Below are 16,537 nucleotides of genomic sequence, written 5' to 3'. Positions count from 1 at the left end.
GGACAGCTCTCTCGGCTTGGTGCCGCGCCTCGATCGAGCGCCGGATTGGCATCGGCCTCGACCCAGCCGTCGTCATCCTTCAGAGTCCAGCAGGCGTTCAGGCGCAGCGCCCGGCGACCTCGGGGCGATCTGCTCGACGACGCGGATCGGTTCGTGCTGCTGGGTCCGCGAGCGGGTACGACCGATGTTCGAGCGAGGCGCGTGGCGACCTCAACCACGACGGGTTCGGCCGAAGTTCAGGCCAGGCGCTTGGCTACTTCGACCGCGGCGCGGGCGACGCGTGGGCCGACGAAGTCGCGGTCGAGTTTGCCGAGCACGACCACTCCGATCGACGCCTCGACGCCCGGCACGCCGAGCACCGGGGACGACACGCCCTGGGCGCCGGCCTGGAGTTCGCCGGCGGTGATCACGAAGGGGCGGCCCGCGGGGTCGGGTTTGCGGCGGCCGGCCAGGATTGCCTTGCCGGCGGCTCCCTGGTCGAGAGCGTGGCGCGAACCCATTCGGTACGAGACGTGGAAGTCGGTCCAGCTCGGTTCGATCACGGCGATCGCGAGTGCTTCCTCGCCGTCGGCGACGGTCAGGTGCGCGGTGGCGCCGGTGTCCTCGGCGAGTGACCGCAGGACCGGCAGCGCGGCGTCCCGCAGCGTCGGCTGGACCCGTCGGCTGTAGTGCAGGACGGCGAGCCCGAGCCGGGCACGGCCTTCGCTGTCGCGCCGGACCAACCGGTGCAGTTCGAGCGTGTTGACCAGCCGGTACACCACTGTCCGGCTGACCCCCAGCGACGCCGCGAGTTCGGTGATCGACAACCCGTCCGGGGCGTCCGCCAGCAACTCGAGGACCGTCAGCCCTCGATCGAGCGTCTGGGACGTCTCTGCCGGCACCCCTGAAGAGTATCCGTTTTTCGGGCGCGGACCGATGGCGCCGTATCTTGCTGCCGTGCGAAATTACTGGTCCCTGCTGCCGGCCATCGCCGTCGCGGTCGTGCTGATCCTGCTCTACGCGGTCCCGACGCTGATCAACCCGCAGTGGACGACCACCGTGCTCGGGCTGTTCAAGCAGCACCCCGAGGACGCCGAACCGGCGGGCCAGCGGCTCTCGCCGAAGCGGATCCAGTCTCGCCGCATGCTCGCCGGCCTGCTCGTTGTGGCCGCCCTCGCGCTGGTCGGCTTCAACATCTCCCTCAACCGCGAGGCGAACGGCTGCTACCAGGCCGCGACCGCGTGGGGCGCGGTCGAAGCCCCACCCGAGGGCAACAAGAAGCGCACCACCGACGACCCCTGCGTGACGATGATCTACGGCACCTTCATCGGCGACGGCAGCGGCACGGCCAGCGAGGAAAAGCCGCAGCCGGTCGAGGCGTACCAGTTGATGGGCGACAAGAAGCCGAAGTACCTGAAATGGATTCAGAACCGGCCGTCGTACGACGAAGGCGACCTGCTGATCGGCGTCGAGGCCGACTGCGCGTTCGACCTGAAGGTCGAGCAGGGCGAGGACAAGATCACCGCCGTCGTGGACCGGACCCAGCCCTGCCCGGTGGACGACGAGATCTCGCTGACCGCGATCAAGCTGAAGGAACCGCTCGGCGACCGCAAGCTGGTCACCGTCGACGGAAAGGAACTTCGGCAGATCAACCCGGACATGGACTCGTGGCCGACGGTGCTGAAGAAGCTGATCACCGGCGGCTGAACTGACCGGCGTCTCCCTGGGCGCGGCGGTCAGCGCAGCGCACGGACATCGGCGTCGTACTCGCGGAACGGGCGGTTGCGGGCGAGCAGGATCAGCAGGCCGAGGATGCACACGCACGCGCCACCGGCCAGCGCGATCGTCGGCGTGGTGAGGTCGGCCGCCGTACCCGCCACGAAGTCGCCGAGGCGCGGCCCACCCGCGACCACCACGATGAACACACCCTGCAAACGCCCGCGCATCGCGTCCGGGGCCGCCGACTGCAGCACGGTGTTCCGGTACGCCGAACTGATCATGTCGGCCATGCCGGACATCGCCAGCAGCGCGACCCCGAGCCAGATCGAGCGGGCGAAGCCGAACAGCCCGACCGCGGCGGCGTACGCCGTGATCGCGACCACGATCGCGATGCCCTGCCGGCGCACCCGGCTGACCCAGCCGGAGAACAGCACGCCGAGCAACGCCCCAATCGCCGGCGCCGCCTGGAGCAGACCGACGGTCTTCACCCCGCCGGCGAAGAACGCGCCCGCCACCGCCGGGAACAGCGCCCGCGGCTGCGCGAACACCATCGCCAGGATGTCGGCCAGGAACGTCGCCAGCAGCGCCGGCGCCGTCCGCAGGAACGCGAAGCCCTCGAGCACCGACCGGATCCCCGCCCGCCGGACCTCGCCGGTCGGCGGCACCGCCGGCAACCGGAACAACGCGTAGAGCGCGGCCGTGAACGTCACCACGTCGACCAGGTACGCCGCCGCGAAGCCGTGCCAGGCGATCACCGAGGCACCGAGCAGCGGGCCGGCGGTGAAGCCGAGGTTGAAGGCCGCCTGGCTGAGCGTGTTCGCCGCCGGCAGCAGTTCGGGCCGGATCAGCCGCGGGATGATCGCCGACCGGGCCGGGTTGTTCACCGCGAAACACGCCGACTGGGCGGCGACCACGGCGTACAGGACCCAGACCAGCTCCCACTCGAGCACGGACTGCACGACCAGCACCATCGAGAGTAGCCAGAGCCCGGCCGAGCTGACCAGCGCGAGCGTGCGCCGATCGATCGCGTCGGCCATCGCCCCGCCGTACAGGCCGAAGACGATCAACGGGACGAGCGCGAACAACCCGACGAGCCCCACCGAGAAGGTCGACCCGGTCAGCGCGTACACCTGGATCGACACTGTCACCGCGGTCATCTGCTGGCCCAGCTGCGACACCGTCGACCCGATCCACAACCGCCGGAACTCCGGCGACTCCCGCAGCGGACGGATGTCGGTCAGCAGACGAGGCACGCGAGCAACTTATGTCATGACCAAACAACCCGAACGCCCCGGGCACCGTAGGCCCGCCCGCTGCGTCAGTTCTGGTATGACGAACCAGCCGCAAGCCCCGACGCTCACCTGTCCGCTGTGCAGTTGCCCGCAGTTCCAGCAGGAGGAGGCGCGCAGCGACTCCCGCTGGGGATTCACCTCCCATCGCATGACCCTCCTGGTCTGCCAGAACTGCCGATACGTGCTGCACTTCTACGACCGGAACTCGATCTTCGACTTCGACTGACTCACCAGGGCAGCCGACCGTCCTCGGCGTGCAACTCACCTGTCGGGCCGTCGTCAGGCAGCGTCGCCAGCCGCACCACGACCGCCGCGCCCTGGGCCGGCGTCCGCGGCGCGTCCCAGCCGCCCATGTCGGTCGCGCAGTTGCCGGGGTCGGCGGCGTTGACCAGAATGCCGCTGGAGCGCAGCTCGTTGGCCAGCATCACGGTGACCATGTTCACGGCGGCCTTGGACGTGTTGTAGCCGGTGGTCAGGACCGTCGACATCGGCGACTCCGGATCGCCGACCCGACTGAGCGACGCCAGCTCACTCGACAGGTTGACGATGCGCGCCGCCTCGGCGCGCCGGAGCAGCGGCAGCATCGCCTGGGTGGTTGCCACCAGCCCGAAGACGTTCGTCTCGAAGCCGGCTCGTAACGAGTCCACCGGCACCTCGCTGACCGGTCCGTCCCCGTCGGCGATGATCGCCGCGTTGTTCACCAGTACGTCGAGTCGCCCGTACGTCCGCTCGATCCAGGCGGCAGCCTGCGCAATCGACGCTTCGTCGGTCACTTCGACCCGGATCGCGGCCGCGTCGACGCCGTCCTCGGCGAGCTCCTTGACCACCGTCTCCGCGCGGCCCAGGTCCCGCCCGGCCACCAGCACGGTCCACCCGAGTCCGCCGAACTGGCGGGCGATCTCCCGCCCGATTCCCTTCGTAGCGCCCGTGACGAGCGCGATGTTCTGCTGAGTCATGCGTCCACCTTCGGCGGCGATCTCCGCCGCTGGCAGAGTCGGTCGATCCAGGGATCGAGCGTCCCTGTTTGGGGGTTCGGCGAACTGAGATCCTGGACCGGTGGACAGGGCAGAGCTGGCAGACTTCCTTCGCATTCGCCGGGAGCGACTGCGTCCTGAGGACGCGGGCCTACCCGCCGGTCTCCGTCGCCGGACTCCGGGCCTGCGTCGCGAGGAGGTCGCGTCGCTGGCCACGATGTCGACCGACTACTACACCCGCCTGGAACAGGCCCGCGGGCCTCGTCCGTCACGCCCGGTCCTGGCCGGCCTAGCGCGTGCCCTGCAACTCTCGACCGCCGAGCGCGACCATCTCTTCCGCCTCGCCGGCGAGCAGCCCGGACCGCCTCCAGGGCCGCCCACCGAGGTGCGCACCGGCGTACGGCGAATGCTCGCGCGCCTCGACGTGCCTGGTCTGGTCCTCGACGCCAAGTACGACGTACTGGCGTGGAACGCCATTGCCGCCGCGCTGATCACCGACTTCTCCGCGCTGCCTCCCCGCGACCGCAACCTGCTGCGCCTGCGGTTCCTGAGCGGCAGCACGCAGAGCGAACTCTTCGGCGAAGAGGCCACCGCGGCGTTCGCCCGGGAAGCCGCCGCCGACCTCCGCGCCGCGACCGGCAAGTACCCGAACGACAAGTCGATCAGGACGCTCGTCAACGACCTGCGCAGCGGGAGCGAGGAGTTCGCCCGCATCTGGGCGCTGCACGAGGTCGGCACGCAGCAGAGCATGTGCCAGACGTTCAACCACCCGCTCGTCGGCCGGATCGACGTGCTTTGCGAGGTGATGGTCATTCCGGAACGCGATCAGCGGGTCGTGCTCTATACGACCGAACACAACTCCCCGTCCGACCAGGCGCTGCGGCTGCTGGAGGTGATCGGGACTCAGACGCTCTTTCCGCCTTCTTGAGTGTGTGCCGCGGGGTGTTCTTTTCGTTGTGCACCTGGGCGATGGGGTGATTGACCGGGTGCGGCTGAGGTTGCCGGGCGGCTCACCGGCTTCGGCTGAGGTTGTCGGTCGGCTGACCGGCTGGGGTTGGCGTTGGGTGGGCATGCTTGCGTGGGTCAGGCCTCGCGGCGCCGGCTGCGGGTAGGCGGGTCAGTGCACGTAGGTGCCACCTGTGAACTTCTTGCTACCTCCCTGGGCGCACCGAGTGCAGGTCGGCTGTTTGGCAAGAAGTCAGCACGCGTCACCGCTGGGTGGGTGTGGGACCGCGTGCTGGTTAGCCGTCGCCGGTCGAGGGCTGGGGCTGAGGTTGCAGGCCGACTGACCGGCTTGGGCTCAGGTCGCTGTTCGCCTGACCGCCTCGGGCTCAGGCGCCGTACCGGGCACAGGCCGCCGTACGGACGACCACCCCGGGCACACATCGCCGTACGGCTGACCACCTCTGGCTAATGCCAGGGTACGGCTGACCGCCTCGGGCTCAGACCGCCGTACGGCTGACCGCCTCGAGTTCAGGTCGTCGGCTGGCTGACCAGCTTGGCTGGAGTCGTGCCTGGGCGGTGGGCGGACCTGAGACCGCGCACGTCAGCCGTCGGCGGTTCTCGTGTTCAGCGCGGCTGACGCCGTGCCGACTCGGTCCGCCGGACGGCCTCGACGTCGACCGGTCGATCAGCCTTGGTTGCTGGGCTCGCGCTGGGCTGACTGCTTGGCGAGCTCCTCGGTCTGCTGCGGGACCTCGTCTTTCCCGGCCACCCGGCGGACCTCGATCTTCGACCCACGGACCGCCGGGACCCGCTTGGCCCACTCGACTGCCTCCTCGTACGAGGGGACGTCGAGCAGGAAGTAGCCGCCGAACAGTTCCTTGGTTTCGCCGTACGGGCCGTCCATGACCAGTGGGGTTTCGCCGCTGAAGTCGACGACGAAGCCTCGGCGGGGGTCGTCCAGACCTTCGGCGGTGAGGAGGACGTCGGCTGCGAGCATCTCATCGATGAAGCGGCGGGTTGCGGCCATTGCCTCGTCGATCGATGCCATCATCGCGGCGTTCGTCTCGTCGGTGCCCCGCATGATCAGCATGTACTTCGGCATCGCGTTCTCCTTCGTGCCGCGGGGCCGGCTCTCGACCCGCGCACCCTCAGGTCGAACGGAGCGACGGACGGATCGACAAGCTCGCGAAGAATTTTCTTTCGGTGGGAGTCAGGCTCGGCGTTGGCTGGCCCAGTCGCGGATCAGTTCGATGCGTTCCCGGAGTTGGGTGGAGGACGCGTGCGCCGCCGCGGGACCGCCCAGTTTGCGGCGGAGGTCGTTGTGGATGACGCCGTGGGGTTGGCCGGTGCGGTGGTGCCAGGCGGCGACGAGGCCGTTGAGCTCTCGGCGGAGTAGGGCTACCTGTTCGTGGGTGGCCAGCTCCGTGGGAGTGGGGTCCGCCGAGGTGTTGTCCGCGTCGGGACCTCGTTGGGAGCGCTTTTGCTGGGCTATCGACTTGGCCTGGCGTTTGCGGAGGAGTTCTCGGACCTGGTCGGGTTCCAGGAGGCCGGGGAGGCCTAGGAAGTCGAGTTCCTCGTCGGAGGCGAGGTCGCCGCCGGTGCCGTAGTCGCCGCCGTCGAAGACGACTCGGTCGAAGCTGGCGTCGGAGCCCAGTGCCTCGAACTTCGCGTCCAGGTCGTCGCTGGCGCCCTCGGCCTGGTTGGCCTGTTTGATCAGGTCGTCCTCGAGGGCGAAGATGTCGCCGTCGTCGTTGCTGTTCTTGCGGCCGAGCACGTGGTCGCGCTCGACCTCCATCTCGGCGGCGAAGCCGAGCAGGCGGGTGACCGACGGGACGAACACCGACGCGGTCTCACCGCGCTTGCGGGCCCGGACGAACCGGCCGACCGCCTGCGCGAAGAACAGCGGCGTCGAGGTCGGCGTCGCGTACACGCCGACCGCCAGCCGCGGCACGTCGACGCCCTCGCTGACCATCCGGACCGCGACCATCCAGCGCGAGTCGTCGGCGGAGAACTTCGCGATCTTCTTGCTCGCCGCCTTCTCGTCCGACAGCACGACAGTCGGCGCCTCGCCGGTCAGCTCGCGCAGGACCTTCGCGTACGCCCGGGCGGTGTTCTGGTCGCCGGAGATCACCAGGCCGCCCGCGTCCGGCATGTGCCGCCGGACCTCGGTCAGGCGCTTGTCCGCCGCGGCCAGTACGGCGGGCATCCACTCGCCGGCCGGGTCGAGCGCGGTCCGCAACGCCTGGGCGGTCAGGTCCTTGGTCAGGGGCTCGCCCAGCCGCGCCGCGACCTCGTCACCGGCCTTGGTCCGCCAGCGCATCTCGCCGGAGTACGACATGAAGATCACCGGGCGGACGACGTGGTCGCGCAGGGCGTGACCGTAGCCGTAGGTGTAGTCGGCCTTGCTGCGGGCCGCGCCGTCGTGACCGTACTCGTAGGTGACAAACGGGATCGGGTTGTCGTCGCTGCGGAACGGCGTACCGGTCAGGGCGAGCCGCCGGGTGGCCGGCTCGAACGCCTCCTTGACGCCATCGCCCCAACTCAGCGCGTCACCGCCGTGGTGCACCTCGTCGAGGATCACCAGTGTGCGGAACCGCTCGGTCCGGACACGGAAGGCCAGCGGGTTCACCGCGACCCCGGCGTACGTCACCGCGACGCCCTGGAAATCCTTGTTGGTCCGGCCCTTGCCACCGGCGAACGCCGGGTCGATCGCGATCCCGGCCCGGTCGGCCGCCTCGGCCCACTGGATCTTCAGGTGCTCGGTCGGCGTCACCACGGTGACCCGGTCGATCACCCGCCGGTGCAGCAACTCGGCGGCGACGGTCAGCGCGAACGTCGTCTTGCCCGCGCCCGGCGTCGCGACCGCCAGGAAGTCCTTCGGCTGCTTGTCCATGTAGAGCTGGAGCGCTTCCGCCTGCCAGGCGCGCAGCTTGTTGGCGGTGCCCCAGGCTGCGCGGTCCGGGTAGGCCGGAGGAAGCACGGCTGGTGGTGCTGGCACGTGCGAATCCACGGACGGCATACTCCCCCGATACTCGACTGTCGGCCGTGCAGGAACGTTACCCGAGAACGCTCAGACAATCAGATCGGCGGGCACCACCTCGACCTCGTACGGCGCCCGCAGCCGGGCTGGTTCGTCGCCGGAAACCTTTGTCACCTGCGCATATGCCCCGTCCTGCATCTCCCAGGCGATCAGGCTCGGCGTGTCGGTGTCGACCACCCAGTAGGACGCGCAGCCGGCCGCTTCGTACCTCGAGAGCTTGACCATGAGGTCGATCCGCCGGGTGCTCGGTGACAGGACCTCGACCGCGAGCAACGGCGCCTTCGGCAGGTCCCGCTCGGTGAAGTCGTCCCGCCGGGCGACGAGGATGTCGGGTTGCAAAACGGTGTCGTCCGAGATGGCGACGTCGAACGGAGCCGTCAGGACGCGGAGGTCCGCGGGACACACCTGCATGAGCTGGTAGAGCAGCTGGGACACGGCGATCTGGTGCCGCCAAGACGGCGCCGGGGTCATGATCAGGACTCCGTCGACGAGCTCGTACCGGTGCCCGTCGTTCGGGATCAGCTCGAGGTCCGACCTGGTCAGCGCCTGGAACGGCGCCCAGGGCATGGGCCGGTCGGTCTCGGTGGGTTCCACGCGTGTCATCGTGCCTCCTTGGTGTGGTCACACCAAGAACATGCCGCGATCTGCCCCGGCTCCGAGCGTTGTCCACAGCCCAATTGCTGTGGACAACGTGCGGCGGCCGGTCGAACGATCGGCCTACACTCGGTGGCATGAGTACTCAGTTGAGCCCGGGTGCGGAGACCGTTGTCGACGAGCGCACCCAGCCGTCGCTGGACAACGGTGACCACGAGCGGTTCTCGCACTACGTGCCGAAGGACAAGCTGACCGAGGCCATGGTGATGGGTACGCCGGTGGTCGCGCTGTGCGGCAAGGTGTGGGTGCCCAGCCGCGACCCGCAGAAGTTTCCGGTCTGCCCGGAGTGCAAGGAGATCTGGGAGTCGCTCAACCCCGGCGACGACGACGGCGACAAGGACGAGTAAGCCCCGCGGGACGACGGCCGGTCCTGGACGGACCGGCGGTCGACGCCCGACCGGCGGCCGACCCGGGAGCGCAGGTGAGGGCGCGTCGAGGGGTCGCCGGCAGTGGCCGGACGTGTCCCGGCGTGGGGTGAGGGCGCGTCGCGGCGGTCGATGCCGGGACGACGTTCCACGCCGGGACGACGGGGTCCACGCCGCATCGGCGGCGCTCAGCCAGGTCAGTTCTGTGTCGGGTCGTCCGGGTACGTCGCGAGGTAGGCCATCTGGTCCTTCTGGCGGCGCAGCACGCGACGCCACAGTCCTTCGGGGCGCAGGCTGAACACGTCGTCGGGCTCCGACGGTACGACGTACCAGGCGCCCTCGGTGATCTCGCCCTCGAGCTGCCCGCCCGACCAGCCGGCGTACCCGGCGAAGATCCGCATCCGCTGGATCGCGCCCTCGAGCAGCGCCGGCGGGACGTCGAGGTCGATCAGCCCGATCCGGCCGAAGCACTCCCGCCAGCCGGGCGGGTCGGCGGACTCGATCACCTCGGCGACCGCGAGCGCACTGTCGGTGCCGACCGGGCCGCCCATGAACAGCACGCCGGGCTCGTTCACCGTGGTGGACCAGTCCGGCAGCACTTGGTCGACCTCGAGGTCGGCGGCCCGGTTGACCACCACGCCGAGCGCGCCGTCGTCGTCGTGGTCCAGCAGCAGGATCACCGAACGCCGGAAAGGCGGCTCGTCGAGCAACGGGGTCGCCACGAGCAACGATCCGGTCAGGGTCGAGGCCGTCATGAACCCATCATGTCGTGCCGGACGCCCTTCGCGCTGCGCGCCGGCCGAAACCCGAGCCAAGTCCCGGCCGCCACGCCGAGCAGGTCGGCCACCGAGTCGAACGGGTCGCCGCTGCGGTGCGGCAGCAGATAGTGCTGGATGAACTCGCTGCCGATCGCCTGCACGACCAGCGCCGCCAGCAACCACCGCACCGGTACGCCGACCCGCAGCCCGAGGTAGGCGACCGCGGCGAAGATCAGGAAATGCGCGACCTTGTCGGAGTACGGGATGCCCGTATCGGGCCCGGCCTGCCGCGGTGAGTACAGCCCGTACAGCTGAACCAGGCAGGCCACCACGAAGGCGGCCCGCCAGGCCCAGACCCGGGTGCTCACGACGACCTCGAGGCGGCCGTGCGGCCGGAGCGAAGCGCCGTGAGCCCGCAGCGAAGCACCGAACCGAGCACTACGAGAGCGACGGCGCGTCGTCCGGGAACACCTCGGCGGCCGGCGCCTTGCCCCCAGCCGCATCCCGTACGGCGTGCGCCACCATCGTGTGCACCTCCGGGTGGAACACGCTCGGCACGATGTAGCTGGCGTTCAGCTCGTCGTCGGTGACCACGCCGGCCAGCGCCTTCGCGGCGGCCAGCTCCATCTCGAGCGACACCTTCGACGACTGCGCGTCGAGCAGACCGCGGAAGACGCCGGGGAAGACCAGCACGTTGTTGATCTGGTTCGGGAAGTCGCTGCGCCCGGTCGCTACCACCGCGGCGTGCTCGCCGGCCGCCGCCGGGTCGACCTCGGGGTCGGGGTTGGCCAGCGCGAACACGATCGAGCCGTCGTTCATCGTGGCGATGTCGTCGCCGTTCAGGATGTTCGGCGCCGACACCCCGATGAACACGTCGGCACCGGCCAGCGCGCCCTTGAGGTCTCCGCTGTACTGCGCGGCGTTGGTGTTCTCCGCGATCCAGCGCAGGTCCGGCGACAGGCCCTCGCGCTCGGGGTGGATGACACCGCCGATGTCGGCGACGCAGGTGTCCTTGACCCCAGCGGCGAGCAGCAGCTTGAGGATCGCCGTCCCGGCCGCGCCGGCCCCGGACAGCACGACCTTGACCTCGCTGATGTCCTTGCCGACCACGCGCAGCGCGTTGTAGAGCGCGGCCACCACGACGATCGCCGTACCGTGCTGGTCGTCGTGGAAGACCGGGATGTCGAGCTGCTCGCGCAGCTTGGCCTCGATCTCGAAGCAGCGCGGCGCGGAGATGTCCTCCAGGTTGATCCCGGCGAAGCCCGGGGCGATCGCCTTGACGATGCTGACGATCTCGTCGGGGTCCTGGGTGTCCAGGCACAGCGGCCAGGCGTCGATCCCGGCGAACCGCTTGAACAGCGCGGCCTTGCCCTCCATCACGGGCAGCGCGGCCTTCGGGCCGATGTTGCCCAGACCGAGTACGGCGGACCCGTCGGTGACGACGGCGACGCTGTTGCGCTTGATCGTCAGCCGGCGAGCGTCGTCGGGGTTCTCGGCGATCGCCAGGCAGACCCGCGCCACGCCCGGCGTGTAGATCATCGAGAGGTCGTCACGGTTGCGGATCGGGTGCTTGGCCTCCATCGAGATCTTGCCCCCGAGGTGCATCAGGAAGGTCCGGTCGGAGACCCGCCCGATCTCGACGCCGGGCACCGCGCGCATCGCCTCGACCAGCCGGCCGGCGTGCGCGGTGTCGGCGGCGGCGCACGTCACGTCGATCCGGAGCCGCTCGTGGCCGGAGGCGGTCACGTCGAGCGCGGTCACCAGGCCGCCGGCCTGCTCGACGGCGGTCGTCAGTTTGCTCACCGTCGAGCCGCCCGCGGGCACCTCGAGCCGGACGGTGATGGAGTAGGAAACGCTCGGCAAGGCAGTCACGCCCGCGATCTTCTCATGGTCGTGCCACCGCCCGGAGGTTCCGTACGTTGCGTGCACGCGGATCGGCTGGGTAATCCTTTACTCGGCGGCTAGAGTCGGGCCAGCGGTCACGCCGGCACAGGGAGGAACGATGGCCACGATCAGCGACGTCGCGGCCCTGGCCGGCGTCTCGACGGCGACCGTGTCGCGGGCGCTGAACGGCAAGGCGACGGTCGATCCCGAACTGGTCGCCCGGGTCCGCACGGCCGCCGACCAGCTCGGCTACCAGCCGAACGGCCCGGCCCGGAACCTGCGCCGTCAGGAGGCCGCGGTGGTCGCGCTGATCATCTCCGACGTGGAGAACCCGTTTTTCACCGCGATCGCGCGCGGCGTCGAGGACGTCGCGCACGAGGTCGGCTACTCCGTTGTCCTGTGCAACTCCGACGAAAGCGCCGGCAAGGAGAACCGCTACATCGACATCGCGATCCAGGAACGCGTCGCCGGTGTGATCCTGTCACCGACCGGGACGACGTCGTCGGTGGAGAAGCTGGCCGCGCGCGGTACGGCGTTCGTCGCGGTCGACCGGCCGTTGCCGCAGCAGGACAGCGACGTCGTCCTGGTGGACACGCGGCTGGCCGCGCGACAGGCGACCGAGCACTTGATCGCCCAGGGCTATCAACGCATCGGCTGCATCACCGGCCCGGCAGGAGTCCGTACGGCGGACGACCGGCTCGCGGGTTATCGCGACGCGCTCAAGGCGGCCAAGCACCGAAGCTCCACCAAGCTCGTACGGCGTACCGAGTACAAGGCGGCCGGGGCACACAAGGCGGCGCTCGACGTGTTGAGCCAGGCCGAACCGCCGGACGCGTTGCTGGTGGCGAACTCCGCGATGGCGGTCGGCGTACTGCAGGCACTGCAGGAACGCGAGATCCGCCCCGGCCGGGACGTCGGGCTGGTCGCGTTCGACGACGCTCCGTGGGCCGCGCTCGTCGATCCCCCGCTGTCGGTCGTCGCCCAGCCGGCGTACGAGATCGGCACAGTCGCCGCACGCTTGCTGCTGGCAAGAATCGCGGACAGCAGCCGCCCGCCGACGACCACCACCCTCGGCGCCCGACTGATCGAACGAGGCAGCTCCCACCGCGGCTGACCACGGTGGGAGCTCGCCGGATCAGCCGGTCGGGTTCTCCTCCGCGTAGATCTGCGCAGCGTTCGCCTTGTCGATCAGCCGCGTGGGCAGGACCTGCGACTTCTCGATCGTGCCGCAGTCCACCAGGATCTTCTTCGCCGCGGCGATGGCTTCCTTGCCGTTGGTCGGGTAGGTGAAGGTGGCGGTCAGCCGGCCTTGCTCGACCGCCTTGATGCCGCCGGACGGGATCGGCAGCGCGTCGATGCCGATGAACTTCATCTCCTTCTCCCGCCCGACCGCCTTCGCCGCCAGGTACGCGCCCTCGGCCATCGGGTCGTTGTGCGCGTAGACCACGTCGATCTTCGGGTTCGCCTTCAGCAGCGCGTCCATCTGCGCCTGGCCCTTCTCCCGCAGCCAGTCGCCGCTCGCGGTCGCGATCACCTTGACCTTCGGGTTGGCCTTGATCCCGGCCGCGAAGCCCTGGTTGCGCTCGGCCTGCGGGGTGGCGCCGGCCAGCCCCTTGATCTCGACGACGTTGCCGCCGTTCGGCAGCACCTTCTCCGCGACGTACTTGCCCGCCTCGGTGCCGATCTGCACGTTGTCGCCGCCGATGAAGCCGGTGTAGGCGTCACCCTCGACCTTGCGGTCCAGCACCAGCACCGGGATGCCCTTGTCATAGGCCTTCTTGACCACCGCGGTCAGCGGCTTGGCCTCGTTCGGGCTGATGATCAGCAGGTCGATCTGCTGGGTGATGTAGTTCTCCACGTCGGCGACCTGCTTGGCGTTGTCCTGCGCCGCGTCGGCGAACTTCACCTCGAACTGCGGCACCTCGGCGGCAGCCGCCTTGATGTCGTCGTCCATCCGCTGCCGATACGGCTCGGCCACATTGGCCTGGCTCATCCCGATGACATACTTGCCATCGGCCCCCTTACACGCCTTCGAGCTCTGCGCCTGGGGTTCGTCGGAGGTCCGCTCGCTGGTCGTGCCGCAGCCCGCGAGGGCCAGGGCGGTGACGGCCGCGACGGCCAGGGTCGACTTGGGGATCTTCATCAGGGGTGGACCTTCCTCACGAGGCGGGCCGGAGCCGTTGCAGCGCGGCCGCCGCGACGATCACCAGGCCCTTGATCAGCAGCTGGATGTTCGAGTCGATGTTGTTCAGGGCAAGCACGTTGTTCAGTACGCCGAGCAGCAGCGCGCCGGCCACGGTCCCGGCCACCGAGCCGCGACCGCCGGCCAGGCTGGTCCCGCCGATCACCACCGCGGCGATCGCGTCCAGCTCGTAGCCGATGCCGTCGTTCGGGCTGCCCTGGTTGAGCTGGACGGCGTGCACGACACCGGCCAGCGCGGCGAGCAGCCCGCAGATCGCGAACACCGCGATCTTGACCCGGATCACCGGTACGCCGGACAGCCGCGCGGCCTTCTCGTTGCCGCCGACGGCGTACAGGTGCCGGGAGAACGCGCTGATCCGCAGGAACACCACGGCGGCGATCGCCACCACGGCGAAGATCAGCACCGGGATCGGGACCAGTCCCCCGAAGGTCCGCTCGCCCAGCAGCGCGAACGTCGACGGCGCCTCGTTCGGCCCGTCGCCGTACGCGATCGCGACGCCCTGCCCGTCGGACCAGATCCGGGCCAGACCGCGGGATATCTGCAGTCCGGCGAGCGTCACGATGAACGACTGGATCCCGATCATCGCGGTCGCCATCCCTTGGAGCGCGCCGAAGACCAGGCCGATCGCGAGCACCACCACGATCGAGGGCAGGAAACCCCAGTCGCTCTCCACCATCAGCACCGCCGAGCCGACCGCGGCCAGCCCGAGCACCGCGCCGACCGACAAGTCGATGCCGCCGATCAGGATCACGAACGTCATGCCGACCGCGATGATGCCGATCTCGGAGACCGCGCGCACCACGTTGGCCAGGTTGTCCGCGCTGAGGAACAGGATCTCCCCGTCGCGCCGCGGCGAGAAGATGATCGCGGCCACGAACACCGCGAGCAGCCCGAACACGCTCTGGAACCGGAACAGCGTCGCGACCACACCGCCGGACGCCTTCTCGACCGGCGTCGGGGCCACCGCGGGCTTGTCTTGTACGTCGGTCACTTCGACACCTCTTCGAACACGGCGCTTTCTCCCATCGCGGCGGCGAGCAAGTCACTCTCTCCTGACTCAGACGTCTTGAACGACGCGACGTCGCGCCCGTCCCGCAGTACGACGACGCGGTCGCAGACCCCGATCAGCTCGGGCAGCTCCGACGACGCCAGCAGGACCCCGAGTCCCTGGCCGGCCAGTTCGCCCAGCAGGCGGTAGATCTCCGCCTTCGCGCCGATGTCGACACCTCGGGTCGGCTCGTCGAGCAGCAGCAGCTTCGGCTCGGTCAGCAGCATCTTGCCGAACACGACCTTCTGCTGGTTGCCGCCCGACAGTGTCCCGACGTCGTCCTGCAACCGGCCGAACTTCAACCGCAGCCGATCGGCCATCCGGACCGAGGCAGCCCGCTCCATCCGGCGCGCGATCACCCCGAGCCGCCCGTACGCCGGCAGACTCGACACGACCGTGTTCGCCAGGATCGAGTGGAACAGCACGAGCCCGGAGGCCCGGCGGTCCTCGGGCACGAGGCCGATCCCCTGGGCCAGCGCGTGCCGGGGACTGCGCGGCCGGATCTCCTTGCCCTGCAGGACGATCCGGCCGGATCGCGTGCCACCGGGCGCCACGCCGTACAGGGTCTCGAGCAGTTCGGTCCGGCCGGCGCCGAGCAGGCCGCACAGACCGACGATCTCGCCGGAGCGGACGGTCAGCGAGATGCCGTCGGGGTCGCGGCGGCCGGGCCGCGGTCTGCGAGGCTTGACGGCCAGGTCCTCGACCCGCAGCAGCTCGTCGCCGGTCGGGGCGTCCGGGGTGCTGAACATCGTCTGCACCGGACGCCCGACCATCGCCTCGACCACCTCGGCGGTGGTCAGCTTGCGCGGGTCGAAGCTGGTGACGATCTGCCCGTTGCGCAGCACGGTCGCGCGGTCGGCGACCTGGGCGATCTCCTCCATCCGGTGGCTGATGTAGACGATGCCGACGCCCGAACGGCGCAGCTCGCGGATCACCGCGAACAGCCGCTCCACCTCCGACGTCGTGAGCGCCGAGGTCGGCTCGTCCATGATCAGCACGCGGGCGTCGAGCGAAATCGCCTTCGCGATCGTGACGAGCTGCTGCTCACCGACCCGCAGCTCGCCGACCGGGCGGCGCGGATCGAGGTTCACGCCACTGCGCTCCAGCAGGGCGCGGGCCTCACGGTCCATCCGGCGACGGTCGACCGTCCGGTACGGCGTACGCAGCTCGCGGCCGAGGAAGATGTTGTCGGCGACCGACAGCGCGGGGACCAGATCGAGTTCCTGATGGATCATCGCGATCCCGGCGGCCTGCGCGTCGGTCGGTCCGCCGAAGCTCACCTCCTGGCCTGCGATCTCGATCCGCCCGTCGTAATCGGTGACGTCGCCGGACAGGATCTTCATCAGCGTGCTCTTGCCTGCGCCGTTCTCGCCGAGCAACGCGTGCACCTCGCCGGCGCCGAGCGTGAACTCGACCTCGTGGCACGCCTGGACCCCGCCGTACCGCTTGCCGATCCCCGACATCCGGACCAGGGCGGACTCGGCCATGACACCTCCGCGCTCGGGTGAGTAATCGATTTCCCGGACGCTATGCCCGTGCTCGGCAGCCCGTCAACCCCTCGCTCCGTCCGGGGGCGGGAATCGATACCCGACAGCGCCTTTCGACCCTAGAAGCCCGGCTGACGCGACGACACCTGTTCGAGCCAGGTGGAAAGGGTGGACGTGCACCACTGACCA

General features: G+C 69.7%; 17 protein-coding genes. 5 read left to right on the top strand and 12 right to left on the bottom strand.

Annotated features, from left to right (window positions below):
• Positions 1 to 236: 236 nt before the first annotated feature.
• Positions 237 to 881, bottom strand: a complete 645-nt coding sequence (locus ACQPXM_RS09805; RefSeq protein ID WP_133977902.1) for an IclR family transcriptional regulator — start codon at positions 879 to 881, stop codon at positions 237 to 239.
• A 55-nt stretch (positions 882 to 936) separates the two neighbouring features.
• Here ACQPXM_RS09805 and ACQPXM_RS09800 point away from each other — a divergent pair, with 55 nt between their 5' ends.
• Complete coding sequence (locus ACQPXM_RS09800; protein WP_432947016.1) at positions 937 to 1,686, top strand: hypothetical protein; 750 nt, start codon at positions 937 to 939, stop codon at positions 1,684 to 1,686.
• 29 nt (positions 1,687 to 1,715) lie between these two features.
• On the opposite strand, the gene ACQPXM_RS09795 is transcribed toward ACQPXM_RS09800, so the two are convergent.
• Entirely contained in the window at positions 1,716 to 2,951 is a 1,236-nt protein-coding gene (locus ACQPXM_RS09795) for an MFS transporter (RefSeq protein ID WP_432947014.1), read from the bottom strand.
• 76 nt (positions 2,952 to 3,027) lie between these two features.
• On the opposite strand from ACQPXM_RS09795, the gene ACQPXM_RS09790 reads away from it, so the two are divergent.
• Entirely contained in the window at positions 3,028 to 3,216 is a 189-nt protein-coding gene (locus tag ACQPXM_RS09790) for a hypothetical protein (protein WP_077013535.1), read from the top strand.
• Position 3,217: 1 nt separating this feature from the next.
• Here the strand turns inward: ACQPXM_RS09790 and ACQPXM_RS09785 are convergent, their stop codons facing one another.
• Positions 3,218 to 3,946, bottom strand: coding sequence for an SDR family oxidoreductase (locus ACQPXM_RS09785; RefSeq protein ID WP_432947012.1), 729 nt, complete (start codon positions 3,944 to 3,946; stop codon positions 3,218 to 3,220).
• Between the two features lie 100 nt (positions 3,947 to 4,046).
• Here ACQPXM_RS09785 and ACQPXM_RS09780 point away from each other — a divergent pair, with 100 nt between their 5' ends.
• Positions 4,047 to 4,892, top strand: coding sequence for a helix-turn-helix transcriptional regulator (locus tag ACQPXM_RS09780; RefSeq protein WP_432947010.1), 846 nt, complete (start codon positions 4,047 to 4,049; stop codon positions 4,890 to 4,892).
• Between the two features lie 702 nt (positions 4,893 to 5,594).
• Here ACQPXM_RS09780 and ACQPXM_RS09775 read toward each other — a convergent pair.
• From ACQPXM_RS09775 to ACQPXM_RS09765, 3 genes are all read right to left on the bottom strand, one after another.
• Positions 5,595 to 6,011 (bottom strand): YciI family protein, encoded by a 417-nt coding sequence (locus ACQPXM_RS09775; protein ID WP_432947008.1) that lies wholly within the window; start codon positions 6,009 to 6,011, stop codon positions 5,595 to 5,597.
• A 108-nt stretch (positions 6,012 to 6,119) separates the two neighbouring features.
• A complete protein-coding gene (locus ACQPXM_RS09770; protein ID WP_432947006.1) occupies positions 6,120 to 7,928 on the bottom strand; it encodes a DEAD/DEAH box helicase in 1,809 nt (602 codons plus the stop codon).
• Between the two features lie 51 nt (positions 7,929 to 7,979).
• Positions 7,980 to 8,552, bottom strand: a complete 573-nt coding sequence (locus ACQPXM_RS09765) for a Uma2 family endonuclease (protein ID WP_432947004.1) — start codon at positions 8,550 to 8,552, stop codon at positions 7,980 to 7,982.
• 128 nt (positions 8,553 to 8,680) lie between these two features.
• On the opposite strand from ACQPXM_RS09765, the gene ACQPXM_RS09760 reads away from it, so the two are divergent.
• Positions 8,681 to 8,950 carry a DUF3039 domain-containing protein gene (locus ACQPXM_RS09760; protein ID WP_344174401.1) on the top strand — a complete coding sequence of 90 codons (270 nt, stop codon included), beginning with the start codon at positions 8,681 to 8,683 and terminating at the stop codon, positions 8,948 to 8,950.
• 215 nt (positions 8,951 to 9,165) lie between these two features.
• Here the strand turns inward: ACQPXM_RS09760 and ACQPXM_RS09755 are convergent, their stop codons facing one another.
• The 3 genes from ACQPXM_RS09755 to ACQPXM_RS09745 all read right to left on the bottom strand — a co-directional run bounded on the left by ACQPXM_RS09755 (position 9,166) and on the right by ACQPXM_RS09745 (position 11,598).
• Entirely contained in the window at positions 9,166 to 9,723 is a 558-nt protein-coding gene (locus ACQPXM_RS09755) for a YqgE/AlgH family protein (protein ID WP_432947002.1), read from the bottom strand.
• Entirely contained in the window at positions 9,720 to 10,094 is a 375-nt protein-coding gene (locus tag ACQPXM_RS09750; protein ID WP_432947000.1) for a VanZ family protein, read from the bottom strand. The genes ACQPXM_RS09755 and ACQPXM_RS09750 overlap by 4 nt, the downstream gene beginning before the upstream one ends.
• Positions 10,095 to 10,164: 70 nt before the next feature.
• A complete protein-coding gene (locus tag ACQPXM_RS09745) occupies positions 10,165 to 11,598 on the bottom strand; it encodes an NAD-dependent malic enzyme (protein WP_432946998.1) in 1,434 nt (477 codons plus the stop codon).
• A 130-nt stretch (positions 11,599 to 11,728) separates the two neighbouring features.
• Here ACQPXM_RS09745 and ACQPXM_RS09740 point away from each other — a divergent pair, with 130 nt between their 5' ends.
• Positions 11,729 to 12,724, top strand: a complete 996-nt coding sequence (locus ACQPXM_RS09740) for a LacI family DNA-binding transcriptional regulator (RefSeq protein WP_432946996.1) — start codon at positions 11,729 to 11,731, stop codon at positions 12,722 to 12,724.
• 21 nt (positions 12,725 to 12,745) lie between these two features.
• On the opposite strand, the gene ACQPXM_RS09735 is transcribed toward ACQPXM_RS09740, so the two are convergent.
• From ACQPXM_RS09735 to ACQPXM_RS09725, 3 genes are read right to left on the bottom strand one after another with little or no spacing between them, the layout of a single operon-like run.
• On the bottom strand, positions 12,746 to 13,753 hold the full coding sequence (locus tag ACQPXM_RS09735; RefSeq protein ID WP_432946994.1) for a substrate-binding domain-containing protein: 1,008 nt from the start codon (positions 13,751 to 13,753) through the stop codon (positions 12,746 to 12,748).
• A 16-nt stretch (positions 13,754 to 13,769) separates the two neighbouring features.
• Positions 13,770 to 14,804: an ABC transporter permease gene (locus ACQPXM_RS09730; protein ID WP_432946992.1), complete on the bottom strand. Its 1,035-nt coding sequence runs from the start codon at positions 14,802 to 14,804 to the stop codon at positions 13,770 to 13,772.
• Positions 14,801 to 16,348 (bottom strand): sugar ABC transporter ATP-binding protein, encoded by a 1,548-nt coding sequence (locus ACQPXM_RS09725; protein WP_432946990.1) that lies wholly within the window; start codon positions 16,346 to 16,348, stop codon positions 14,801 to 14,803. Before ACQPXM_RS09725 ends, ACQPXM_RS09730 begins: the two co-directional genes overlap by 4 nt.
• Between the last annotated feature and the right edge of the window lie 189 nt (positions 16,349 to 16,537).

This window comes from Kribbella sp. CA-253562 (genome assembly GCF_050942265.1).
Classification (GTDB): Bacteria; Actinomycetota; Actinomycetes; order Propionibacteriales; family Kribbellaceae; genus Kribbella.
Note: the sequence above shows the minus strand (reverse complement) of the source record. Positions and strands in the feature narration are given on the sequence as shown.